We start from the raw sequence: 24,211 nt of genomic DNA on the forward strand, positions 1-24,211 counted from the left end.
CGTTACATACGATGGAAAACGGGAGGAGATGTTTGTGAGCGAGCAAAACTTATCTCGGACTAAACAAAAACTGGCGCTTTTTATGCTTTTGTTTCTTATTTTCACGAGTATGCACATGCAGTTTCCAATTTTAACTCCATTTGCTGTAAGTTTAGGTGCGAGCAGTTTTATAGTAGGGCTTATGCTCGGAGCAACCTCGTTTATTAATTTAGGTGGAAACTTACTGGCTGGAATTGTCATTGATCGTGGCGGTCCAAGGCGGTTTATTATCGCCCCCCTAGCCTTGTTAACAGTTTCATTAGCACTTCACTTTTTTGCGAGTGAAGTGTCACATTTATTTGTCTTACGCCTTTTTAATGGATTCCTACTTGCTTTCTTAACGCCTGCCTGTATGACTCTTCTTTCGTCTTTTGCTGATAACAGAAGAGAACAAAGCAAGAACATGGCAGTGAATACATTAATGGTCACCATAGCGATGGCTGTAGCTCCATTTGCAGGAGGAAAAGTGGGAGAATGGCTTGGTGCTTCTGGAACATTTATCGTAATTGCATTATTGATGTTTGCTGCGTTTATGCTTGCTCAAAAAACAATTCAATCGAATTTGATTATTCATTCATACAGAGAAAGTCCAAGCTATAAAACGCTTTTATCTATTAAGCTTCTTCCTGTTTATATTACAGCCTTTGGCATTATGTACGCACAGGGAACGATAATGTTTGAGATTCCTTTTTTATCTGTAGAAACAGAAATGACAAAGGGGGAAGTGGGCAAGATGGTGAGTATGATTGGTGCCGGGACACTCATTTCTCTCATGTTTTTCTTTATTCATTGGATTAGTCCTTTTATCCGTATCATGCTTGGATTATTACTCATGTGTGGGAGTTACAGTTGGATTTTATTTTTTTCCGGTGATATTCCTACGATCGGACCTTTGCTTATGTTTGGAGCAGGGACAGGGATTATCTTTCCGGCGATGATGACGATGTTAACGGAACGAATTGCCGAGGAAGCGCGGGGAAGAGGCTTTGCATTACTTTCTGCAATATTTTCTTTAGGAACAATCTCGAGTCCGTTTATCGCTGGGGCAATTCGGGATGTGATTTCTCCTTATTTTATATCGTGGATAGTATTGATGGTCGTAATAATGGTTATAGGAACAATCAATCCGAGTAAAGGTAAGCCAAGACAATTACCGACAAGTATTTAAAGATGAATGATACGAATGGCTTTCCTCAAAGCCTTAGATTCGATATAGTTAATGTACGTAGAAATCAGTGTCATTAGAGAAGGAGACAAGATGATGAAAAATGTGTTGGAGGTTTCAGGCTTAACAGGTGGATACCAAAGAAGTAAGCCGGTACTTCATGATGTCAGTTTTACAATTGGGCGTCATGAAATTGTAGGGCTTATTGGATTAAATGGTGCTGGTAAAAGTACTACGATTAAGCATATTCTCGGTCTGATGGAGCCCCATAAAGGAGAGGTTCGTATTCATGGCCAAACGATGGCACAGGATATGGAATCCTATAGAAGTAGTTTGGCGTACATACCTGAAACACCTTTACTTTATGAGGAACTAACGCTATGGGAACATCTTGAGTTAACTGCTATGGCCTATGGCTTAGATCAAGAGACCTTTAAAAAGAATGCGGACAAGCTATTAAAGGAATTTCGGATGGAAAAGATGGTCCGTTGGTTTCCAAGCCATTTTTCCAAAGGAATGCGGCAAAAAGTGATGATCATGTGTGCTTTTCTCGTTCGTCCGAGTCTTTACGTAACGGACGAGCCTTTTGTTGGTCTAGACCCACTAGGGATTAAGTCTTTTCTTGACCACATGAAAGACATGAAAGAACAAGGGTGTGGCATTCTTATGTCTACTCATATATTAGCCACTGCAGAGAAATATTGTGATCGCTTCCTTCTTCTCCATGAGGGAGAAATTGTTGTCCAAGGTACACTTGAAGAGCTTCGTGAAAAGCTCGAATTACCACATGCGGACCTTGACGATATTTATGTTGCTGTTACTGAGGAAGGTCGCCATGGATAATGTAGAAAACTTATGGAAAAGAAGGCGTGCAGATTATTGGGAGATGGCGGTTAAATATTTAAGGTTAATAGGGAATAGCGGGTTTCTATTTACAATATATATCCTGTTTATTTTTGGGAGTTATTATTATGGTGAGTTTCTTTTATGGCTTCCAGAGGACTTCCCGACAGTTTGGGTATTTATTGTCTTATTCACATGGCTTGTAACGAGAGGTAGAGTGCGTACGTTCGTAAAAGATGCTGATCTAGTCTATCTTCCTCCATTGGAAAGCAAAATGAAACCCTATTTCAGATCATCAATTTTGTACAGCTGGATGATGGAAACGTTTTGGCTTGCCTTACCGCTGCTTATATTGGCACCGCTTTTCTTTCATCGTTTGTCTGACTCAGGAAGCTTACTGTTCACGATTTTGTTGTTACTTAGTGGTCTGAAGCTGTGGAATTTAGCATCGGGGTTTGAAGAACAGCGTTTCCAGGAAAATAGCAAAGTATGGTCTCATACCTTGCTGCGGATTGTTATTAATGCGAGTGCAGTGATAGCCTTGTTTACGTTTCAACCTGTGTGGATGTTAATAGGCATTGCCGTTTTACTGATCGGGTTGTACGCTTTTTATTTCGTGAAAATAAATGGAACGCATGCTGTAAAATGGGACAGGCTTGCTCGAATTGAAGATAGTACGGTGATGACGTTTTACCGTATTGCCAATTCATTTACGGATGTCCCCCGTTTGAAAATGACAATTCGCCCAAGAATCTATTTGAACCGTATATTGGATGTTATTAAATTTGGTCAAAAGAATACGTATCTGTATATGTACAGCAGGTCCTTTGTTCGCTCCAATGATTATTTTGGGATTTTTGTCCGTTTAACGTTTTTAGGCAGCTTATTCCTCTCGATTATTACGCTTGAGTGGGGGCTTTGGGTTGTGACGGCTTTGTTTGTCTATATGACAGCACTACAGTTAAAAACATTAAAGGGCCACTTTAAAACAAATCAAATGATCGACCTCTATCCCGTTTCGTTATCGAGAAAGGATGAGGCTCATATTAAATTAGTTTATGTGTTGCTAGTGTTCCAGAGTGTTGTATTAGGCATTGTCGTAAGTTTTGCTCATAGTATAATGTCAGGTAGCATCGTACTGCTGATTGCATTGGTTTTTTCATTTTGCTACCCAAAAATAGCATTGAAAAAAGAGTGAAGGAGGAATCTTCATGAGCTATGAAGACAAGGTTTTCCGAGAGCTTGATCGGTTTGAGCGAAAAGTGTACCGTCCATCTTCTATGCCTTCCTCTGTAGCAAAAAGATGGCAAAATAAAATCAACGAGAAGATTCCTGAAAAAATTCATCAAACTGTTTCAGAAAGTATTAAACAAATGGTGCGAATGACGTTGTATGGCACTAGTTACATGTCTGATCAACCAGTACTTGTTTCAAAAAGCTTGGAGGAACGGGAGCAGGTATTAGAAAAACGAAAAGAAATGTATCGACGGACCGCGGCTCTTGAAGGAGCTGGGACTGGAGCTGGGGGAGTCCTGCTTGGAATCGCCGATTTCCCCCTTTTATTAACCATTAAAATGAAATTTTTGTTTGATGCTGCAAAAATTTATGGCTATGATGTGAACGATCAACGAGAGCGTCTTTTTCTATTATATGTATTTCAACTTGCCTTTTCTAAAGAAGAGAAGCGCATAGCAGCCTTTGAGCGTATTATAAATTGGCAAAAAGAACTAGCACAACTAGATGAAAAGGATGCAACCTTAAACGAAGTAGATTGGAAAACATTTCAGCTAGAATACCGAGATTATATTGACCTTCCAAAAACTCTCCAGCTTGTTCCTGGCTTTGGAGCTATTGTTGGCGCAATAGCGAATCATCATTTTTTAGATTTGTTAGGGGAAAATGCCATAAATGCATTTCGAAAGCGCTGGTTGCTAGAAGGAAAATTGGAGGAAAAGAAAGCTGACAAATAACTTGCCCGATTAAAAGTAAAAAGCACTTTTTATCGGACAGAACATTTGCATATCGTCGGGTAAGAGTACCTTGCGCTTTTCTTGTATATTTTCCCGTCAAAGTAAGTAAATATGCCCACTAACGAAAACCTAGCCCGGGTGAGCCCGTGGCTAGGTTTTGGTTTTTTCTTAACTTATACATTTACGGTTTTTTGAGCTGATCCAACATAATGTAAGGCTAATTTAGCCAAAGATTTCGCCCCTAAAACCATCGCTTTTTCATCAAAGTCAAATTTTGGATGATGGTGGGGATAAGGAGAGTCAACGTTTGCACCTTGTGCCCCAGTGAAGAAAAAGGCGCCTTTTACATTGTGGAGATAATAACTAAAGTCTTCACCACCCATTTGCGGTTTCGCATGTTCGACCTGTTCAACGCCGTCAATCGAGGTGAGTTGAGAGTCAATGAGTGAGGCTTCCTGTTCGTGATTAATTAAGGCAGGATAACCTTTTTCATAAGTAAATGAAATCTCTGTTTCACTGCTCATTGCAGTGCCGTCAATGATACGCTTCATTTCTTTTTGGACTTTTTCTTGGACAGATGCATCAAATGTGCGAACAGTACCAATTAATTTAGCCGTGTCTGAGATAACGTTAAAAGCGTTCTTAGCTTCAAATGACCCAATGCTGATGACAGCAGAATCAAGAGGGTCAACACGACGGCTTACAACTTGCTGTAAGGATTGGACAAGCTGTGAGCCGACGAGGATGGCGTCTTTCGTCTTATGAGGCTGTGCTCCGTGGCCGCCTTGCCCTTGGATGTTAATTTCAAATCGGTCCGCTGCTGCCATTAGTGCACGATTGTTGTATTGAATTTTTCCTAACGGTTCTGTCGCCCATAGGTGAGTACCGAAAATAACGTCAACGCCTTTTAGGCATCCGTCTTCGATCATCGCTTTCGCTCCTCCTGGTGCAACTTCTTCAGCATGTTGATGGATAAAGGCAATGTTTCCATGGAGCTGATCTTTTCGCTCGCTCAATGTTTTCGCTAAAACGAGCAGAAGAGCTGTGTGTCCGTCATGACCACAAGCATGCATAACTCCAGGAACGGTTGAACTATATGGGACGTCCTTTTCATCTTGGATTGGAAGGGCGTCAAAATCAGCTCTAAGCGCAACAGTTGGACCTGGATGAGCCCCTTTTAACGTGGCAACGACCCCTCGTTCGCCTACATTTCTTCTAACTTCATGACCTAATTTTTCATGATAGTTAGCGATATAAAGAGGTGTGTTCACCTCTTGGAACGATAGCTCCGGATACTGGTGAAAGTACCGGCGTAGTTTTACCATTTCATCATAACGTTCTTCAAGGGCAGTAAATAAGGATTGCATCTTTCAAACTCCTCTCTCTTTTTAGAATTATCAAAAAATAAAATAAGGTATAATAATGCCTCTGTCTGGTTTAACAGACAGAGGACGAGTTACTATAAGAGGGTGTTCAAAAGGTCGAACTTCTTTTTATCCTCCTTTTGAAATCGTACTTTAAATTGATTAAATATTAAATGGAATAAACTGGGCTAAATAGGCTGAAATACGATTAAATATACCGGTAAATAGCAGAATCCCTAAAATAATCATCACAGTACCGCTCGTTTTTTGGATAATAGGCAAATAGCGGTTTACGTTGCGCATTTTGTTTAGTGATTTTGAAAATATAAGGCCAACGAGTAAGAAAGGAATACCGAGGCCAATTGAATAAAAGAGTAACAGTGTCATTCCGCCCCATAAATCTGTTTGCGAGGCTAAAGCTAAGATCGATGCAAGGACGAGACCGATACATGGTGACCAAGCTGCAGCAAACACAAGCCCAAACAAAATCGATCGTAAAAAACTAGCTGTTTTTTTAGGGCGATGTATCCGTTTTTCTTTCATTAGGAAAGAAAGACTCATAATTCCTGTAAGCTGAAGACCAAACAACACGATGACGATGCCACCTAGTTGTTCTAATAATACACGATTTTGAATAAAAAAGCTGCCAATAAAAGTTGACGAGGCACCTAAAACTAAAAAGATTGAGGTGAAGCCGATAATAAATCCGATACTACGAGATAAAATCAATTTTCGATCAGCTTCGATCTGGTTATTTGAAATATTTGTCCCGGTAAGTTGAGCCAGATATGCTGGTACGAGCGGAAATACGCAAGGGGATAAAAACGAGACAATACCAGCAAAAAGGGCAATCCATATTGATAAAAAGCTAAGTTCATTTATTGTCATTCTAAAACCTCCAGAAAGGGTTCGCGAGGTGAGAATATGTAAGAAATAATCATCTTTTTTCTCCCTGTTATTCTATTATAATTCATTTAACTGTAAATAATAAAGTCTGTCACACGATTGTCGTAATTAACACGGTCTGATCATTCTAGATTTCATTGATTACAACAAGGGTAGAGCTACATAGTGCTTCATAGAAATGGTGAGTTGTACATGAGTGAAGTGATCATGAGTTCTTTTGATTGTTTAGAAACAGGCTGGAGTAAAAGTGAAAGTAGATCTTGTGATTGAAAATGCGAACGGACGTGATCGTTTTAGCCAACCATATCATATACCGATTTTCCGTTTTCCTTCTTTTTTTAATGAACGGGTACCGAGCAACTATTCATCGAATGGTGAAACCTTTTAGTGAAAACTATCGTATAGTTATTTTATAGTTACGATTAGGTGAAATTAGCTAGGAAACAAGATATTTTATTCATGACATTCAAATTATTGGTAAATAATATCTGTACATCAAAACTCTTAATTAAAAGGGGGTGGGGTTATTGTTGGAAAAAATAAAGCTAAAGAAAAAAACAATCTTCATGGGAGCAGCATTTATTGGAGTAATGTTTGTTCTCGGAGTTACTTTCTACTTTACTATGATTTTATTTGGCAATTATGTAATTGATAATAAAAAGTTAGTTATGAATGAGGCGTCGGTTCTAGTTGATCAGGACGGAGATGAAATTACGAAGCTTTTTGAAGAAAACCGAGAAATAATCTCTAAAGATGAAATTCCCGAACACGTAAAGGAAGCCTTTATAGCAGTTGAGGATCAGCGTTTCTATGCTCACCAAGGCATTGATTTTCGTGCGATTGGACGGGCCTTGTATCGAGACATCCTATCAGGAAGCAAAGTAGAAGGTGGTAGTACAATCACTCAGCAGCTCGCTAAAAACACGTTTTTAGAGCATGAGAAAACGTGGCTAAGAAAAACAAAGGAAGTGCTCATTGCTGTCAATTTAGAAAAACGTTATGCAAAAGAGGACATTTTAGAAATGTATTTGAACCGGATTTATTTTGGACATGGTGCGCACGGAATACAAGCTGCAAGCCAGCTGTATTTTAATAAAAATGTAGACGAACTGACAGTAGAAGAAGGAGCTTTGTTGGCAGCACTTCCGAAAGGTCCCAATGCATATTCACCAATTCAACATCCGGAAAGAAGCAAACAGCGACGGGATTTAGTATTAAGTTTAATGGAGCAACAAGGGTACTTAACGGCGGATGAAGCTGTTAGGCTGCAAGGGAAAACGATTCCTGCTAATAAACATAAAATTACTAACGATCCCGCTTTTTTAACTTATGTCGATATGGCATTAGAAGAAGCTGAAAAGCGGTATCAGCTCTCTAGAGAAGAAGTATTAAGAGGGGGGTATACGATTGTTGTTCCTATGAATACAGAGTTACAGAAACTTTCATATGAGCATTTCCAAAATGAAGCCGCCTTTCCTAGTAGTAATGGAGAAGAACAAGTAGAAGGAGCCTTTACCTTAATGGACCACCAAAATGGGGGTGTAGCAGCAGTTCAAGGCGGAAGGGATTATCTCAGACAAAGCTTCAATCGTGTGAATGCCAAAAGGCAGCCTGGTTCTTCCTTTAAACCACCTGCAGTTTATGCACCTGCTTTGGAATCGGGTGATTACTATCCGTATTCGTATCTTCAGGATACAGAAGACCTAGACTTTAATGGTTATTCAGTTCACAATGCTACAAAACAGTACAATGGTCAAATGATGATGTACGATGCTATAAAAGATTCAGCGAATGTTCCAGCGGTCTGGCTTTTAAATAACATTGGTGTTTCACGTGCAAAAACTTACTTGGAAGAACAGCTTGTTGAAATTGAAGACGAGGGCTTAGCGATGGCTCTTGGTGGTTTGGCGGAAGGCATTAGTCCACTTCAGCTCGCTTCTTTGTATAGCCCTTTTGCCAATGGTGGGACGTATCACGAGCCTTATTTTATTGATGCCATTTACGATCGTAATGATGAGGAAATTCAAGGAAAAGACAACGTAGTCAAAACTGTTTTATCTCCTCAAAATGCCTGGAACTTGACGAGAATGCTAGAGGCGGTCGTTGCAGATGGTACAGGAAAAGCGGGTGCCTACGATGGTGCGTTAGCGGGGAAGACTGGAACGACTTCCTTTGAACCGATTCCTGGAGCAGCACGCGACTTATGGTTTGCAGGCTTTACTCCTGAATATGCTGGAGCTATTTGGATGGGTTACGATCGCACGGATGAAGAACATTATTTAACATCTGCAAGTGATGTCCCGACTAAGCTATTTAAATCGATTATGCAAGACGCAAAAATAGAGGGGATTTTGCGTAACATTGCTTTTGAAGTGCCTGAAGAAGTAGAGGATATTGAGCCCCCGATTCGGTTTGTAGATATTGGGGACTTAGAAGCAGAGATTAATGTACGTTGGAATGGTGCTCACGTTCAGTTAAACTGGACGGGAAGTGAAGATGATCGACTTCATTATAAAATTTACTCCGTCGTTGAGGGTCAGTTGGAGGAAGTTGACCAAGTAGCAGGTGAGAGCCATTTTACTGTAGAGCGGGTGAATCCTTTTTCTACAAACGAATTTGTTGTTATTCCTTATAGTCCCCAAACCAAACAAGAAGGTCCGCCATCCAACCGTGCGCAAGTAAGCTGGAGGTTATTTTCTCAAGATGCTTCATAATAAGTATGATGACGATAAAAGCAGTTCGCAATGGCGAATTGCTTTTTTCTAATGATGTCCCCATATTAAATTCATGGTTAGTGTACAACAATTGGGAAAAACGTCAGCATCTGCGAAAAGTTTAAATGTCACTGAATTAGGTGTGTAAGAAGTTTCAACAATCGAAGGAACTCCTGTTGCTTTAATAACACGGTCTACTTCCATGTCATTACCAGCTTGTGCATAATACATTAACTCGTGCATCATTTTAGGTGAAGAGACAAGACTGTTTAAAACAATAGCGCCGTGCTGTAATAACTCTTGGTACGATAATAAAGATTGTTGGAACAGACTGATATTAATCGGGGGATAAGGATACTCCGGACGGTAATAAGGGTGAGAAGGTCCTCGATAATACATTGAAAAACTACCTCCAGTAATTTTCAACACTCTATACAACATATGTTATACCCTAATTAAAGTGTAAGGTGATTTTGATGTAAGGTTTTTTACTCAAAGCTTCTTCCTTTCTCTAACCCTAAAAAAGAAAGCGCTCGGACCTTTAATCCGAGCGCTTTTTCTTATACTTTAAGAAAGTTTAACTTCTCTAAAAGGATAAATTATAAGCACAACTAAAGCTTTCTTTATAAAAAGGATAACTACTGTAGCGGATTTGAACGAAGGTCTTATCTTATAAAAAAGCAATAATCTTTTAGGAAGCTGCTTTAACAAAAGGCCACTATGCAGTTTTTCTAATAAAAAGTTAAGTTTTGAGCAAGATAAGGAAAAATAACCCTTGAAAGGAAACCGCGTTGTATGTGGCAGTTTATTCAAGATCGGTTTTTAGGTTTTGTTCCCGAAAAAAGCACCTTATTTGCGGCAGTTACCTATTTGGTCATTTGTTTCGTATCATTAAAAATCTCCGGAAAGATGACCAATGCTTTTTCTCTTCCTTGGCAAAAGGAAGAAAATCAAAAGGTGCGCAAGCAAATAAAGAAAGAAGGGAAGGCAAAATGAAATCACAATCTTCGAGTAACTATACGATGTCTCCCTTTGAAATGTCAGTGGCCCATGTGTCGTTTACAGTAGGCGCTGGTATATTGACGATGCCTAGGGCTCTTGCCATTGTTCTCGACAGTCCTTTTGGGTGGGTTTCTCTTATTGTAAGCGGCTTGGTGACGCTTCTTTATATATATTTAATCGTCAAGCTTCAGGGAAGAATGAAAAATGAAAGCTTGTTTGATTATGTCGAAAGATCTAACTCCCTGAAATGGGTGGGGAAGGTCTTCTCTATTTTATTCTTTGTCTACTTCCTTGCATTTTTCTGTATCGAGGGCAGGATTTTAGCAAGTGTAGTGCATATATATTTGCTCGATCAAACGCCACTAGAAGTCATTTTTTTACTTATGCTTCTTGCCACTACGTATGCGTGTAGTAAGGGTGTCGAAGGGATTGTTCACATCAGCTTAATTTATTTTCCTTTTCTTCTTCTTGTGTTAGTGATTATAAACCTATTTAATACCGGAAATTTTCAGGTGGTTGAAATGAGACCGGTTGTCGGGAAAGAAGTTGTTGCTGCCCTAAATATTAGGCAAGTCTTTTACTTTTTCTTAGGCTTCGAAATTTTCTTTTTCTTTTTAAAATATGTAAATCCAATAACCCAGACAGGAAAGCGGCAAAAAAAGAATCATCCCCTATTTATTTACTTTCTAGGTGCAGGGTTGATTGTGCTTTTGAAGGTCAGCGTTGTTTTGTTCTCTTATGGTGTATTGACGGTTGAAGGAACGAAAGTGTTGCCATTCCCAACGATTGAGTTGTCAAAGGAGGTAGAACTGCTAGAGGGATTGATCGAGCGCCTAGAACCATTAGTTATTGTTATGTGGATTATGACGATCTTTAATACGATGGCAATTTTACAATTTATAGCTGCGGATATTTTTCATTCACAATGGGTACCGGAAAGAAATGCAAATGTCGTGGCGTTTATTTTTGGGATATTGTCCTTTTTCTTAGCGTTTTACCCGGACTCACTTACTGAAACACTCTTTTTCTATGAATGGGTTGGTTATTTGGGGATTGTCATTATCACGCTTTTCTTGGCTACAGGTTTAATAGTGGTGAGAAAAAACAAACGTCCTTTGACAGGTCCACCTTCTTCACGTGATCAGGGAGGTGACGTAAATGGGTAGAAAATATAAGTATTTTATCTTTTTAGTTACTGTATTCCTGTTTTTGACTGGTTGTTGGGATCGAAACGAAATCGAAGAAATAGGGTTTATAATCGCGGCGGCAATAGGAAGCGCTGAAGAAGTGGAAAAGTTCAAAAAGGGGGAAGATCAGCTAGCCTTAACTTACCAGGTTGCTATTCCGAGTCTTATGACTGGAGGAAGTGAAGAAACAAATGCTGAAGGCACTCCGTTTTTTAATTTGAAAACAACAGAACGGACGAACTTCGGGGCAAACAGAAACATTCCTTCTCGGCAGAGTCGACTTCTGAATTACGAACATTTAAAAGTTATCCTGCTAGATGACGGGCTCATTGAAAAGGGAATGCTTAAATATGTACTTGACTTTTTTCTTCGGGATCATGAAATGAGACGAAATACAGAAGTTTTTGTCGTTGAAGGTGATGCAAGTACGGTGTTAAGTGATGATCAGCCACCAGAACCATTAACTGGTTTAGCGATCAGAAGTACTGCTGAAAATGACTTGCAGGATTTGTCGATGTTAGAGAATGTCACGATATCTGAAGTAACCAACGCGTTATTAAATGAACAAAGCTTTGTTGTACCCCGTGTTATTCATAGAGAGGGAACGTCGTATCGTGTTCGTGGTGGGGCTATATTTAATGCTCAAGGTGATTTTGTTGATTGGCTTACGGATGAATTATCGATTGGCTATAAATTCATGAATGGAAACATGAAAAAAGGCATTATTGAGGCATCATTGGACAATCCGGAAGACATGTTTGTTTTTGAGGCAAACCGGATGTCAGCAAATATTTCATTTCGTTTAGATAATGAAAAGCCTATTTTTGACGTTGAGCTTAAATCGGAAGGAGCATTGGTGGAAAGTTGGATTGAAGATGAAAATGTAATCAAAGAGCAATACTTAAGAGAAATGGAAGAGGTTTTGGAAACGATGGTCGTTGAAAAAACACAGGAGACGATTCGTCAAATGCAGGAGGAGCACCAATTGGATATTTTTAACTTATTACAAAGGGTCCGGCTTCAAAATTATTCATATTGGGAGCAGATACGAGATCGCTGGGAAGGTCCGGAGGGAGAATTTAGTACGGCGGAAGTGAATGTGACAGCTAATATCCGCATACGTCATTTTATGACAAAAGAGCGTTTTTTTTAGCGTTTTCTTGAGAGTATGAGGCGGACAGCTACCTTCACTCTGCTCGTTTCAAAGGAATGACATCCTTAAAACTGAAAAACATGCGAGTTTACGAGTGATTTAATAGAAAGGAGGGGTTTTCGGTGTTCAAAAAACTTTTTAAAAAACTAAATGAAGAACCTGTTCGCCGTCGTGATGAGTATGACATTGAGATTAGTAGTAATCTGGACGAAACTAAACGAACCATTGATCAAACCATTGCAGAAAGCGATGATGTAATAACAAAGGAATTTCGAATTGCTCAAAAGCGTCGTGCAGTGATGTATGTCATCGACGGCTTGACAAATATGAAAACGTTGGAAGACGGTATTTTACGTCCGTTGCTTTATTTTCGTGAGGAACTTCCCCGGGAAAAAGATGAGCAAACCTTCATTGAAAAGGTTTTGCAAGATACAATTATGTTTACCGAAGTAGAAACGACTGACAACCTGGACGATGCGATTCTAGGATTTATGGCTGGCCAGTCCCTCCTTGTCATTGATGGAGTTCAAACCTTCATCCTCATTGATGCTCGTGAGTTTCAACAACGAGGACTTCAGGAACCGCCAAGTGAAGTGCTGGTTAGGGGGCCGCGTGAAGGATTCAATGAAGTGTTGCATACGAATGTCATGCTCGTACGTCGGAGAATTAGGGACCCGAATTTTATTGTACAGTTTGGTCAAATCGGAAGACGGTCGAAACGCGATTTTGCTCTCATGTATATTAAAGGTATTGTTGATCCTAAGCTGGTCGATGAAATGCGCTATCGGCTTTCATGTATTGACACAGATGATACTGAGGAATCAGGAAATATAGAACAGCTAATTGAGGACAATGTATTTTCTCCTTTTCCACAAGTCCTAAGGTCTGAACGTCCCGATAAAACTGTCGGTTCTTTGATGAACGGCGGAGTGGTCGTATCGCTAGACGGGACGCCCTTTGCTCTTTTAGCGCCTGTTACACTGCAATTCTTATTTAAATCACCAGAAGATAACTATGACCGCTGGCAAATTGGAACAATGATCCGGTTTCTTCGTTATGTTGCCGGATTTATTGCTTTGTTTTTACCGGCCATTTATATCGCAATGGTTTCTTATCATCCGGGAATGATCCCTACCTTGTTAGCAATTTCGATAGCAGGTACTAGAGAAGGGGTTCCTTTTCCTTCTTTTATTGAAGCTTTTATGATGGAGTTCACTTTAGAACTTTTGAGAGAGGCAGGAATTCGCTTGCCGCAGCCAATTGGGCAAACGATTGGAATCGTTGGTGGCTTGGTTATTGGCGATGCCGCTGTACGTGCTGGGATTGTAAGTCCAATTATGGTCATTATTGTCGCATTAACTGCTATTGCTTCGTTCTCATTACCTTCGTACAATGTAAGTATTACGGTAAGGATGCTCCGTTTTGCGATGATGATCATGGCTGCTGGTTTTGGTTTATATGGGATTGTCATTGGCTTTATTTTTATAACGATTCACGTAGCGAGCTTAAAGAGCTTCGGGAATTATTATATGAGTCCACTTGCACCTTATCGTTTTCGAGATTGGGGAGATTTGCTATTTCGCGAGCCGTTGTCAGGGCATACGAAGCGCCCTCAAGTTCCTAATACAGATGATGATACGAAGAGTAATTGGACGAAGTGACAGAAACTATAGCGAATTTATGACAATTGAGCCCTCAAACTGTACTTTTGATCTTTCCATTAGTATATTTGTAACGACTAATATTTTTAAATAAAATGTGCGAACGCAGGAAGTGGCAATAAAATTAAAGGAATAAAGTTTACATAAGAGAGGTGCTCAGCATGTTTAACGATCGTTTTTTAAAAGCTTGCCGGAAGGAAGAAGTAGATCATATTCCTGTTTGGTATATGAGACAAGCAGGGAGGTCACAGCCTGAATACAGGAAAATCAAAGAAAAATATTCATTAGAAGAAATTACGAAACAGCCTGATCTATGTGCGTGGGTAACGAAGCTACCTGTAGATCAATACAACAATGACGCTGCGATACTGTACAAAGATATTATGACACCATTACCGGCCATCGGGGTTGATGTTGAAATCAAAAAAGGAATAGGACCAGTCATTGATAACCCGATAGAATCGATGGGCGATGTGGAACGCTTAGGCTCAATCAATCCAAAGCAAGATGTCCCTTACGTCTTAGAGACGATTAGTCTTTTGCGTGAACAATTATCTGTGCCGTTGATTGGATTCAGTGGGGCTCCGTTTACGTTATCTAGCTATATGATTGAAGGAGGTCCTTCAAAAAATTACAATAAAACAAAATCATTGATGTACAGCGAACCAGAAGCATGGTTTATGCTTATGGATAAACTAGGTGATATGGTTATTGCATATGCTAAATCACAAGTAAATGCAGGTGCACAGGCGATTCAAATATTTGATTCCTGGGTCGGTGCATTGAATGTTGTTGATTATCAAACGTATGTAAAACCGGTTATGGAGCGGATTTTTTCAGAGCTGCGTGAAATGAACGTTCCGTTAATCACATTTGGAGTAGGAGCCCGTCATTTAACAAAAGACTGGCATGATTTACCGGTAGATGTGGTGGGTCTTGATTGGCGTTACCCAATTGGACAAGCAAGACAAGACGGTATTACTAAAGCCGTTCAAGGAAACTTGGACCCTTCTGTTTTGTTAGCTCCTTGGGACGTAATTGAGAAAAAAGCAAAAGACGTGATTGATCAGGGGATCGAGCAACCAGGGTTTATCTTTAACCTTGGTCATGGGGTATTTCCTGAAATTAAACCTAAAACGTTAAAGCGATTAACGTCGTTTGTTCATGAATACTCTGCAGAAAAATTAGCGAAGTAGTACTAAATGGATGTTGCAACGAAGAGATTCGACAGCTATTTTTAGCAGACTTTTTGAACAACCTCTAATGAAAATTAGATCAATGTTATAGATAGGAAGATGGAGGCGTTGGCAATGAAAGAAACTTATGGATTGTTAGTTATGGCATATGGTACCCCTCGAAATTTAGATGAAGTAGAGCCTTATTACACACACATTCGTCGTGGTAGAAAGCCTTCTGAAGAACAATTGAATGATTTAGTGGAACGTTACGAAGCCATCGGCGGTATTTCTCCATTGTCTCGAATTACTGAAGAGCAGGCGCAAAAGTTAGAGGCCGAGCTGAATAAACGCTATAGCGACCGTCAGTTTAAAGCTTATCAAGGTTTAAAGCATATCGATCCGTTTATTGAAGATGCCGTACATCAGATGAAGGAAGACGGTATTAAGAATGCGGTTAGTATTGTCCTTGCCCCTCACTACTCGACGTTTAGTGTTAAGTCTTATAATGGTCGTGCGAAAGAAGAATCGGAGAAAATTGGTGGACCCGAGATCAAAAGTGTTGAAAGTTGGTATGATGCCCCTAAGTTTATCGACTATTGGGCAAATCAAATCAAGCAAACAATGGCAAAAATGTCAGAGTCTGAGCGTGAAAAAGCAGTTGTAATTTTCTCTGCTCACAGCTTACCAGAGCGAATCTTGCAAAATGGTGATCCCTATCCGGACCAGCTGCAAAGGACTGCCGATTTAATCGCTGAAAAAGCAGGTTTGAAAAATTACACGATTGGTTGGCAAAGTGAAGGGAATACGCCTGAGCCGTGGATCGGTCCGGATGTACAAGATTTAACGCGGAACCTCTATGAAAATGATCGGTATGAAACGATGATTTATTGCCCAGTAGGTTTTGTAGCAGATCATTTGGAAGTGCTCTATGATAATGATTATGAGTGTAAAGTCGTCACAGATGAGCTTGGCTTAGCTTATTATCGCCCGGAAATGCCAAACGCAAAGGACGAATTTATCGACTGCTTAGCTACTGTGGTTGAAGAGAAATTAAAGGAAGACGAAGAATGAGCAAACCTAAAAGAATTGCTGTGATCGGTGGCGGTATTACCGGTCTAAGTGCTGCTTATTATCTTCAAAAAGAAATTCATGCGGAAGGTCTCAATGTGAACTGCGTATTATACGAAGGGGCGGACACTTTAGGTGGAAAGATAAAAACTGAGTATTTCGATGACTTTGTGATCGAAAATGGTCCCGATTCATTTTTAGCACGAAAAACAAGTGCTGCAGAATTGGGAGCTGAAGTAGGACTAGAGCAAGATCTTGTTTATAACAATGCCACGAAATCTTACATTTTACATGGTGGAGAGCTTTACCCGATGCCCGGTGGAGCGATTATGGGTATCCCTACACAATGGGGGCCGTTCCTCAGCACGAGACTTTTAAGTCCTATGGGGAAAATACGTGCAGCTGCGGACTTAGTGTTACCTCGTTCTTCTAAAAATGGGAGTGACCAATCGTTAGGGCATTTTTTTCGGAACCGTTTAGGTGGTGAAGTGGTTGACCGTTTAATCGAGCCGCTTTTATCTGGCATTTATGCTGGTAATATTGATCGGCTAAGTTTACAAGCGACGTTTCCACAATTTCAACAAATGGAAGAACAATATCGTAGTCTTGTAGTTGGGATGAAATCATCTCTGGTTAAACGAGGCCATGATGGACAAAAGAGAACGACAGTAAAGAAAAATGGGATGTTTCAAACGTTTAAAGGCGGTTTAAACTCCTTAGTTACAGCTATTGCTGATCACTTGGATGAGGGGACTGTTCATACAGGAACGCCTGTAACGAAAATTAACAAAGAGAACAACGGTTACACACTTTCTTTTTCAGATGGACGCATAGATCAAGTGGATCGAATCATTTTAACTACCCCGCATCAAGTGACTGCAAAACTTTTTGATAATATGACGATTTTCGATGAGATAAAGGATGTTCCATCAACCTCTGTTGCAACCGTAGTATTGGCTTTCGATCCTGCAGCGATTAAAAAAGATATTGATGGATCCGGGTTTGTTGTCTCAAAGAAAAGTAACTATAAGATCACTGCGTGCACGTGGACTAATAAAAAATGGAGTCATAGTGCGCCAGATGACCGCGTTCTCTTGAGAGCCTATGTCGGCAGGGCAGGTGAGGAGGAGATCGTCGACCGCCAGGATGAAGAAATTATCGCGACGGTTCTTCAGGATTTAAATCATATTATGGAACTTGAAGGTGAGCCGGAATTTTACCGGATTACAAGGTGGCGAAACGCAATGCCTCAATACCTCGTTGGCCATAAGGATAGACTGTTAGCTTTGAAAGCAGAGATGAAGAAAGAGCTTCCCGGTGTTTACTTGGCAGGGGCTTCTTATGAAGGTATAGGCATTCCAGATTGTATTGATCAAGCGAAAAAAGCAGCGGGTGAAGCACTTTTATAAATGTTTTCTTGAAAATCTGTCTCTCTTTGATGGGCAGATTTTTACGAGAAAGTATAAAGCGGATACATCATTGAGACTTAATAAACATGGGAGCTAACGTTTTAATAAAAGAGCTCCCTCTATGCTCAAAAAAATACCGTACGCTTTTGGCGTACGGCTCCAACAGGGAGAGGAAATATGAGAAAAGTGGGGGAGTTATGTTAGGTACATACCCCGTATATGCGAATTAAAACCTGGTTTTAAAAATATTTACTTGTTTTTTCGATTGATTTCACCAGCAAGAGCGTAAAGGACAATCCAAGATGCAAAGTGAGAACTGAAATCAGTTTCATCTTGCTGAGGATACACTTCTACAAAATCCATTCCTCCGACTCCTCGCTTGCATACCTCGTAAATAATCGTGAGAAGTTCATATGACGTCAGCCCGTTCCCATCGGCTGGACCACCTGGATTAAAAGCATGATCCATTACATCACTACAAATGCTCAAGTAAACAACATCTGTTTCTTTCGCAGCTATATCATAAACCTGATTTGCAAAAGCACGCAGATCTTTTGCTTCTCTTACGTCATTAATAGTTAATGTCGTCGCCCCTACTTCTTTTGCTAAACGTCCGTTCTCAGGTTTGTTTCTTGGTCCGTGAATTCCTAGGTGTACAAGGCTTTCATTACGTACACCTTCTGTCTCATAAAGTCTGGCGAAAGGTGATCCTCTGCCGTAGGGGTCTCCCACTGAGTGTTCGTTGTTGTCATAGTGTGCATCTAAGTGGATAATGCCAACTTTTTTACCGCTGTGTTCTATGAGAGACTCGAGGATTGGGTAAGTTATCCCGTGATCTCCACCCAAAGCAATAGGGAAGGCTCCGGATTCCCAAGCTTTTTTGGCAAACTTGCTTATCTTATTTTTTGTATCTTCTGGTTCTGCCGGGGTCACAGCAACATCGCCCATGTCACCTAATGTCATATGTTCAAACACATCGATATGGTCTAGTTCAGGAAGGTATCCGCTGTATCTTCCTGAGGAGAGACGCATAACCTTAGGTCCAAGTTCACACCCTGTATAATCTCCCCAAGTAACGGCACCTTCCCATGGAACTCCATAAATAATGGCATCGACATCCTTTATTGATTCAGGAGACTTGACGAGGTTTTTTGCTCCAAGAAAACAAGGGGTATTTCCATAGATCATTTTTTCAGACATTTTATGTAATCCTCCTTTGTTGTTTAGACTAAATGAAATCCTTTACACTTTCCTTATTTCAAAGCGTAACACACTTAGTATGTTTGATTACAAAATTAAAGCTGTCGAAATAAAGTTTTGATTTCGTAGTATTTGTCGAAAGCTACCGAAACTTGAAGACCTCTTGTACCTTTTAGGGAAGATGAGTTAGATTTGTCGGAAAATTAATGAGACATTGAATTTAAAATCCCTTATACTTAACAAAGGTAAAAAAAATAAGGGGAAAAAGTCATGAACACAAAATGTAATAAAACGAAAACGGTTGTCTTATTATTGGCCAAAGAGAAGAGAACTATTTTAGAATCTGTGTTAATGCAATTGCCTTATTACAGTCACGGTAGCGAGAAAAGAGTCAAGTCCAAGTTTTCTGAACTTTTCGAAACCATGCTTGAGTATTTAAATGGTAATCCAGTCATAAACCTTAACCAGTATGGTAAAGATGTAGCGCGATACAGAGAAGAAGCAGGGTTAAATTTTGAAGAGTTTTTAAATTCTTTTGATGAGACACGTCTTTTTGTGGCACAGTACATTCAGTCCTTGCCCTTGGAAGTTGAAGAAATTAATGAATCCCTTATTATGCTGAATGAATTCTTTTTATCAATTCAAAAACATACGTACGTGCATACAACTTATTTGAAAAACTTAGAGATCGAAAAAAAAGATGAGTTGCTTCATTCATTAGAGGAAGATCGTATGGAGATTTTGGGGAAAATTTCAACGAGTTTTGCTCATGAATTCAGGAATCCTCTTACGTCTATCAAAGGGTTCGTTCAATTATTGGAACGAAGAATACCTGAAAATTTACAAGAAAAAGCATATATCGACTATATCAACCAGGAAATTAAAGGGTTGGAGGAAAATGTGAATCAGTTTTTAATGCTATCGAATACAAAAAATCACCAGGACGAGCTGTCTGATATGATTTGGCTTCATCATTTATTATTATCCATTACCGAGGCTTTTCGGCCAGCTTGCATTGAAAACGATATCAAACTCACCCTGGAAATTCAGGATACACTGTTAACACAAGGTTCTGAGGAACAACTGCGGTTGGCAGTTATGAAAATCATTCATAATGCTGTAGATGCTCTCATGTATGTAGAACATGAGCGAATTATTCTCATCCGTGCGAAGCTTCAAGATGGGAAAAACAGTATTGTTATTGAAAACAATGGACCTAAAATTCCTGAATACTTATTGGAATCGATGTTTGAACCTTTCGTGAGTACAAAAGAGTTAGGAAAAGGGCTAGGTTTAAGTGTTTGCAAACAGGTTATTGAAAAACATAAAGGGTCGTTAAATTGCATATCCAAGAAAGGTTTGACGGTTTTTGAAATGTGTCTTCCTTCTCTTTAAACTATAGAACAATAAAACGTAATTCAATCATAAAAATACGTGCTTTTTTTAGAATGCCTGTGCTATGATTACAGGTAGTCAACTGAGCTATACAAGTATCTGGGAATCATCACGCTTCTTTAGGAGTGTTGTTTTTGTGACAAAAGAATGGCATCCAGTAGAACTTTTACGCCATTACCGGCATGACTGGCTAAATCAAATGCAGTTAATTAAAGGTAATTTATCGTTGGGAAAAACAGAACGAGTGGAAGTTCTACTAAATGAAATTATTGAGCAAGCAAGAAATGAAGCGAGGTTATCAAATACAAATGGAGAGCATTTGGCTGAATATTTATTGACCTTTAACTGGGAACATCATAATTTTCATTTGAACTTCGAGGTTGTTTCAGAGCCCCGCGATCTTAAAGCTAAGCAAATGAGGATATTAAATGTAATCAAACGTCTATTCACGTGGTTTGACCGCCATTGTTATTCCGGCGCGGACAACCACCTTCTTTTTGTTATGAGCGAAGAAGACGGAATTCCGGTGATTGACTTTGATTTTCAGGGTAAACTTAATATTGAAGTGCTTTCTCTAGAGGAACTTGAGGAAGTCGTTAGTGTAACAGAAGAAGTGGAAATAAAGGAAATTGAAATGGGTCAAACTGAATGTTTCATTAGGCTCCATTTTCATGATTAAGTTTGACTGGGAAATGATTGAGGTGAAGTTCGATGTTTGTGGATAAAGTTAAGATTTATGTTAAAGCAGGAGACGGCGGAAATGGGCTTGTTGCTTACCGCCGGGAAAAGTATGTACCAGACGGAGGACCAGCTGGAGGAGATGGCGGACGAGGAGCAGATGCTGTTTTTGTTGTTGATGAAGGTTTACGTACGTTAATGGATTTTCGTTATCAGCGCCACTTTAAAGCTGAACGTGGTGAAAATGGGAGACCAAAAAATCAGCATGGTAAAGGTGGAAAAGAAATGGTCGTTCGTGTCCCACCTGGAACAACGATTTTAGATGAAGATACTGGAAAGGTAATTGCTGACTTAACAGAAGAAGGTCAACGCCATGTGGTTGCCAAAGGCGGTCGTGGCGGACGGGGAAATTCTCGCTTTGCGACACCAGCAAACCCTGCTCCAGAGCATGCTGAAAATGGACAACCTGGGGAAGAACGTAACTTAGTTCTAGAGCTTAAAGTTCTTGCTGATGCCGGGCTAGTTGGATTTCCCAGCGTCGGGAAGTCTACATTATTAAGTGTTGTCTCAGCTGCGAAGCCAAAAATTGCTGACTATCACTTTACGACGCTCGCACCTAATCTGGGTGTTGTAGAGACCGAGGATTCCCGTAGTTTTGTGATCGCTGACCTACCTGGTTTAATTGAAGGGGCCCATTCTGGAGTTGGCTTAGGTCATCAATTTTTACGTCACATTGAACGGACTCGAGTGATTATTCATATCATTGATATGTCAGGGCTAGAAGGCCGCGATCCTTACGAGGATTACCTCACGATCAATGAAGAATTAAAACAATACAAAATGCGGCTGACAGAGCGTCCGCAATTAGTTGTTGCAAATAAAATGGACATTCCTGAATCTGAAGAGAACCTTGCAGTCTTTAGGGAAAAAGTTGGTGACGATGTTGAAATCTTCCCTATTTCCGCCGTCACAAAAAAAGGACTTCGTGATCTGCTCTTAGCTATTGCTGACACAGTTGACTCAACAGATGAGTTTCCTCTATATGATAAAGAAGAGAAAGAGCAGCGCGTTCTTTATAAGTTTGAGAAAGAAGAGGTACCTTTTACTATTTCTCGTGATGATGACGGCGCTTATGTGATTGAAGGTGCCGACATTGAAATGGCATTTAAGATGACTGACTTTAATCGAGATGATTCCATTCGACGTTTTTCAAGAAAAATGCGGCATATGGGAATTGACGACGCTTTACGTGAACGAGGTGCCCAGCACGGAGATACGGTACGAATCTTACAATATGAATTTGAATTTGTAGAATAATAAGAGGGTGTATTAAAAGGTTAGTTTTCACCTTTTGATACACCCTCAAAGCTTAAAAAGTTGAGAGTAACATTTTTGTCTGCTCCAAATGTGTTTGTCATCAAAGGCATTAGCTTCTATAATTGATACACAAAGGGTGGTGATGTTCGTGAAACGGCGTACTGATCAATTTTATTTAGTAAGAGAAGATATGCTTCCGGAAGCCATGCTAAAAACGGTGGAAGCAAAAAAGCTAATTGAAAGTGGGAAAGTAGAAAGAGTCAGTGAGGCTGCCCAAAAAGTAGAAATGAGTAGAAGTGCCTTTTATAAATATAAAGACGGTATTTTTCCTTTTCACACAATGGTTAAAGAAAAAATTATTACGCTCTCCATCCATTTAGAGGACCAGTCAGGTGCTCTTTCGAAGCTATTATCGATTATTGCTCACGAAGGTGGGAATGTGTTAACCATTAATCAGACGATACCGTTACAAGGTAGAGCAACATTGACGGTTTCTATTGAAACCGCGGCAATGACGTCAAATATTAATCGATTAGTACAAAAAATTGAAAGTTTAGATGCAATAGAAAAAGTGGAAGTTATTGGATCTGGGACTTAATCTACTCATCTGCATAGAATTGTGTGAAAATAACAAAAATACGTGTTTGAAAGGAGGCATAAAAAGAGCCGAGTAGATTGGATCGGTATTTAGCAGGAGGTTTTATTCTCCAACAGCTTTTTTTAGCGTACTTTTTGAACATCCTCATAAAGGTGGTGTGTCAGTTATGAAAGTCGGTTTCCTCGGGCCAAATGGATCTTTTTCCCATATTGCAGCGTTTTCTTTGTATCCTAATGATGAAATTATTGCTTTTTCTACCATACCTGACAGTATTGATGCTGTGAATGAAGGAAGAGTCGATAAAACAGTCGTTCCTTTAGAGAATACGATTGAAGGTTCAGTCAATATCACCCTTGATTATATTCTTCGCTATCACCGGCTATCAATCGTTAAAGAAGTAACTGTTCCGATCGATCAGCATTTATTAGTGGCCGGGGGTTACAAAGCAACTTGGAAAAAGGATATTAACAAGATTTTTTCTCATCCTCATGCAATAGCACAATGTCATTTATTCATTCGGAAAACCTTTCCAAATATGGAGATTGAATATACAGACTCTACTGCTTCAGCAGCGAAGTATGTTTCTCAACATCCTCATGAAGCTGTTGCGGCTATAGCTAATGCACGAGCAGCGGATATTTACAACCTTAATGTTGCACAACCTTACATAAATGATTACACAAATAATCATACACGGTTTGTTGTATTGGATCGTGAAAATACGGTAGATAAAGGGGCGACAAATGAGGGGGCGTTTAAGAGTGATAAAACGACGATCCTCGTTACACTTCCTGATGATCATTCAGGGGCGCTTCACCAAGTGTTATCAGCTTTTGCATGGAGGAAATTAAATTTGTCGAAAATCGAATCCAGACCAATGAAAACCGGTTTAGGAAATTATTTTTTTATTATCGATGTAGATAAAAAACAAGATGACGTGTTAATACCAGGTGCGATTCAAGAAATTAAAGCTTTAGGCTGTGGTGTTACTGTCCTAGGGAGTTATCCTTGCTATCAGCTAAATGATGATCAACTTCATAAAAATGACCAGGCGACCTCTTAATTAATTCGAGAGGTTGTTTTTTTGTACTTTAAAGAAAGGAAAAAAGGCAATTAAGATTTGGTTTAACAAACTCAACTACTTAATGACTTGAGGTTACTAAGTATTAGCGTATTGTTGGGTTTAAAAGTTCAATTACGTCTCTTTAAACTGTTCCTGGAATTTGGTTCTACTATCTAACCTCTTTAAAAATAGTTATACATCTTATCCAGCTTACATAAAGTGTGATGAAAGGGACTGTACGGTTTATGTTTTCTAAAGGTGACCAATCGCCCATTCATGCATAGGATGTAAAGAAAACGTA

General features: G+C 39.7%; 21 protein-coding genes. 17 read left to right on the top strand and 4 right to left on the bottom strand.

All coding sequences use genetic code 11. From position 1 onward, the window contains the following. The first annotated feature begins 34 nt into the window (after positions 1 to 34). The 4 genes from CDZ94_RS20305 (at position 35) to CDZ94_RS20320 (ending at position 4,017) form a co-directional block, all read left to right on the top strand. Positions 35 to 1,207 (top strand): MFS transporter, encoded by a 1,173-nt coding sequence (locus tag CDZ94_RS20305; RefSeq protein ID WP_198520862.1) that lies wholly within the window; start codon positions 35 to 37, stop codon positions 1,205 to 1,207. A 93-nt stretch (positions 1,208 to 1,300) separates the two neighbouring features. Then, positions 1,301 to 2,047, top strand: a complete 747-nt coding sequence (locus CDZ94_RS20310; RefSeq protein ID WP_096440316.1) for an ABC transporter ATP-binding protein — start codon at positions 1,301 to 1,303, stop codon at positions 2,045 to 2,047. Then, entirely contained in the window at positions 2,040 to 3,245 is a 1,206-nt protein-coding gene (locus CDZ94_RS20315; protein WP_157812019.1) for an ABC transporter permease, read from the top strand. Before CDZ94_RS20310 ends, CDZ94_RS20315 begins: the two co-directional genes overlap by 8 nt. Before the next feature lie 13 nt (positions 3,246 to 3,258). After that, positions 3,259 to 4,017 (top strand): EcsC family protein, encoded by a 759-nt coding sequence (locus tag CDZ94_RS20320; protein WP_096440320.1) that lies wholly within the window; start codon positions 3,259 to 3,261, stop codon positions 4,015 to 4,017. 173 nt (positions 4,018 to 4,190) lie between these two features. Here the strand turns inward: CDZ94_RS20320 and CDZ94_RS20325 are convergent, their stop codons facing one another. After that, positions 4,191 to 5,384 (bottom strand): M20 family metallopeptidase, encoded by a 1,194-nt coding sequence (locus CDZ94_RS20325; protein WP_096440322.1) that lies wholly within the window; start codon positions 5,382 to 5,384, stop codon positions 4,191 to 4,193. A 159-nt stretch (positions 5,385 to 5,543) separates the two neighbouring features. Then, positions 5,544 to 6,269 carry a cytochrome c biogenesis CcdA family protein gene (locus tag CDZ94_RS20330; protein ID WP_096440324.1) on the bottom strand — a complete coding sequence of 242 codons (726 nt, stop codon included), beginning with the start codon at positions 6,267 to 6,269 and terminating at the stop codon, positions 5,544 to 5,546. A 545-nt stretch (positions 6,270 to 6,814) separates the two neighbouring features. On the opposite strand from CDZ94_RS20330, the gene CDZ94_RS20335 reads away from it, so the two are divergent. Continuing rightward, positions 6,815 to 9,001, top strand: coding sequence for a transglycosylase domain-containing protein (locus CDZ94_RS20335; RefSeq protein WP_321196092.1), 2,187 nt, complete (start codon positions 6,815 to 6,817; stop codon positions 8,999 to 9,001). Between the two features lie 48 nt (positions 9,002 to 9,049). Here CDZ94_RS20335 and CDZ94_RS20340 read toward each other — a convergent pair whose 3' ends face one another. After that, entirely contained in the window at positions 9,050 to 9,400 is a 351-nt protein-coding gene (locus CDZ94_RS20340; RefSeq protein WP_096440326.1) for a YuzC family spore coat inner layer protein, read from the bottom strand. A 396-nt stretch (positions 9,401 to 9,796) separates the two neighbouring features. On the opposite strand from CDZ94_RS20340, the gene CDZ94_RS20345 reads away from it, so the two are divergent. The 7 genes from CDZ94_RS20345 (at position 9,797) to hemY (ending at position 17,659) form a co-directional block, all read left to right on the top strand. Next, positions 9,797 to 9,997, top strand: coding sequence for a hypothetical protein (locus tag CDZ94_RS20345; RefSeq protein WP_096440328.1), 201 nt, complete (start codon positions 9,797 to 9,799; stop codon positions 9,995 to 9,997). Continuing rightward, positions 9,994 to 11,169, top strand: coding sequence for a GerAB/ArcD/ProY family transporter (locus CDZ94_RS20350; protein WP_096440331.1), 1,176 nt, complete (start codon positions 9,994 to 9,996; stop codon positions 11,167 to 11,169). The genes CDZ94_RS20345 and CDZ94_RS20350 overlap by 4 nt, the downstream gene beginning before the upstream one ends. After that, the gene (locus CDZ94_RS20355; protein ID WP_096440333.1) at positions 11,162 to 12,343 is read left to right on the top strand and encodes a Ger(x)C family spore germination protein; all 1,182 of its coding nucleotides are present in this window, start codon (positions 11,162 to 11,164) and stop codon (positions 12,341 to 12,343) included. The genes CDZ94_RS20350 and CDZ94_RS20355 overlap by 8 nt, the downstream gene beginning before the upstream one ends. Before the next feature lie 122 nt (positions 12,344 to 12,465). Further along, positions 12,466 to 14,004, top strand: coding sequence for a spore germination protein (locus tag CDZ94_RS20360; protein ID WP_096440335.1), 1,539 nt, complete (start codon positions 12,466 to 12,468; stop codon positions 14,002 to 14,004). Positions 14,005 to 14,165: 161 nt separating this feature from the next. Then, a complete protein-coding gene (gene hemE / locus CDZ94_RS20365) occupies positions 14,166 to 15,200 on the top strand; it encodes a uroporphyrinogen decarboxylase (RefSeq protein ID WP_198520861.1) in 1,035 nt (344 codons plus the stop codon). A 114-nt stretch (positions 15,201 to 15,314) separates the two neighbouring features. Continuing rightward, a complete protein-coding gene (hemH, locus tag CDZ94_RS20370) occupies positions 15,315 to 16,253 on the top strand; it encodes a ferrochelatase (RefSeq protein ID WP_096440339.1) in 939 nt (312 codons plus the stop codon). Continuing rightward, positions 16,250 to 17,659, top strand: a complete 1,410-nt coding sequence (hemY, locus tag CDZ94_RS20375; RefSeq protein WP_096440341.1) for a protoporphyrinogen oxidase — start codon at positions 16,250 to 16,252, stop codon at positions 17,657 to 17,659. The genes hemH and hemY overlap by 4 nt, the downstream gene beginning before the upstream one ends. A 249-nt stretch (positions 17,660 to 17,908) precedes the next feature. Here the strand turns inward: hemY and CDZ94_RS20380 are convergent, their stop codons facing one another. Then, positions 17,909 to 18,859 (bottom strand): agmatinase family protein, encoded by a 951-nt coding sequence (locus CDZ94_RS20380; RefSeq protein WP_096440343.1) that lies wholly within the window; start codon positions 18,857 to 18,859, stop codon positions 17,909 to 17,911. Between the two features lie 270 nt (positions 18,860 to 19,129). Here CDZ94_RS20380 and CDZ94_RS20385 point away from each other — a divergent pair, with 270 nt between their 5' ends. From CDZ94_RS20385 to pheA, 5 genes are all read left to right on the top strand, one after another. After that, complete coding sequence (locus CDZ94_RS20385) at positions 19,130 to 20,254, top strand: sensor histidine kinase (protein WP_096440346.1); 1,125 nt, start codon at positions 19,130 to 19,132, stop codon at positions 20,252 to 20,254. Between the two features lie 136 nt (positions 20,255 to 20,390). Then, positions 20,391 to 20,933, top strand: a complete 543-nt coding sequence (locus tag CDZ94_RS20390) for a Spo0B C-terminal domain-containing protein (protein WP_198520860.1) — start codon at positions 20,391 to 20,393, stop codon at positions 20,931 to 20,933. 32 nt (positions 20,934 to 20,965) lie between these two features. Further along, positions 20,966 to 22,249 carry a GTPase ObgE gene (gene obgE / locus CDZ94_RS20395; RefSeq protein ID WP_096440350.1) on the top strand — a complete coding sequence of 428 codons (1,284 nt, stop codon included), beginning with the start codon at positions 20,966 to 20,968 and terminating at the stop codon, positions 22,247 to 22,249. Positions 22,250 to 22,391: 142 nt separating this feature from the next. Beyond that, a complete protein-coding gene (locus CDZ94_RS20400) occupies positions 22,392 to 22,847 on the top strand; it encodes an ACT domain-containing protein (protein ID WP_096440352.1) in 456 nt (151 codons plus the stop codon). A 166-nt stretch (positions 22,848 to 23,013) separates the two neighbouring features. After that, entirely contained in the window at positions 23,014 to 23,910 is an 897-nt protein-coding gene (gene pheA, locus CDZ94_RS20405) for a prephenate dehydratase (protein ID WP_096440354.1), read from the top strand. The last annotated feature ends 301 nt before the right edge of the window (positions 23,911 to 24,211 follow it).

The organism is Alteribacter populi (assembly GCF_002352765.1).
Lineage (GTDB): Bacteria > Bacillota > Bacilli > Bacillales > Salisediminibacteriaceae > Alteribacter > Alteribacter populi.

Excerpts from the sequence above, each read along its gene's own strand:
- CDZ94_RS20310 (WP_096440316.1), top strand. The coding sequence starts at position 1,301 with ATGAAAAATGTGTTGGAGGTTTCAGGCTTAACAGGTGGATACCAAAGA.
- CDZ94_RS20315 (WP_157812019.1), top strand. The coding sequence starts at position 2,040 with ATGGATAATGTAGAAAACTTATGGAAAAGAAGGCGTGCAGATTATTGG.
- CDZ94_RS20320 (WP_096440320.1), top strand. The coding sequence starts at position 3,259 with ATGAGCTATGAAGACAAGGTTTTCCGAGAGCTTGATCGGTTTGAGCGA.
- CDZ94_RS20325 (WP_096440322.1), bottom strand. The coding sequence starts at position 5,384 with ATGCAATCCTTATTTACTGCCCTTGAAGAACGTTATGATGAAATGGTA.
- CDZ94_RS20330 (WP_096440324.1), bottom strand. The coding sequence starts at position 6,269 with ATGACAATAAATGAACTTAGCTTTTTATCAATATGGATTGCCCTTTTT.
- CDZ94_RS20340 (WP_096440326.1), bottom strand. The coding sequence starts at position 9,400 with ATGTATTATCGAGGACCTTCTCACCCTTATTACCGTCCGGAGTATCCT.
- CDZ94_RS20345 (WP_096440328.1), top strand. The coding sequence starts at position 9,797 with ATGTGGCAGTTTATTCAAGATCGGTTTTTAGGTTTTGTTCCCGAAAAA.
- CDZ94_RS20350 (WP_096440331.1), top strand. The coding sequence starts at position 9,994 with ATGAAATCACAATCTTCGAGTAACTATACGATGTCTCCCTTTGAAATG.
- CDZ94_RS20355 (WP_096440333.1), top strand. The coding sequence starts at position 11,162 with ATGGGTAGAAAATATAAGTATTTTATCTTTTTAGTTACTGTATTCCTG.
- hemE (WP_198520861.1), top strand. The coding sequence starts at position 14,166 with ATGTTTAACGATCGTTTTTTAAAAGCTTGCCGGAAGGAAGAAGTAGAT.
- hemH (WP_096440339.1), top strand. The coding sequence starts at position 15,315 with ATGAAAGAAACTTATGGATTGTTAGTTATGGCATATGGTACCCCTCGA.
- hemY (WP_096440341.1), top strand. The coding sequence starts at position 16,250 with ATGAGCAAACCTAAAAGAATTGCTGTGATCGGTGGCGGTATTACCGGT.
- CDZ94_RS20380 (WP_096440343.1), bottom strand. The coding sequence starts at position 18,859 with ATGTCTGAAAAAATGATCTATGGAAATACCCCTTGTTTTCTTGGAGCA.
- CDZ94_RS20385 (WP_096440346.1), top strand. The coding sequence starts at position 19,130 with ATGAACACAAAATGTAATAAAACGAAAACGGTTGTCTTATTATTGGCC.
- obgE (WP_096440350.1), top strand. The coding sequence starts at position 20,966 with ATGTTTGTGGATAAAGTTAAGATTTATGTTAAAGCAGGAGACGGCGGA.
- CDZ94_RS20400 (WP_096440352.1), top strand. The coding sequence starts at position 22,392 with ATGTTCGTGAAACGGCGTACTGATCAATTTTATTTAGTAAGAGAAGAT.
- pheA (WP_096440354.1), top strand. The coding sequence starts at position 23,014 with ATGAAAGTCGGTTTCCTCGGGCCAAATGGATCTTTTTCCCATATTGCA.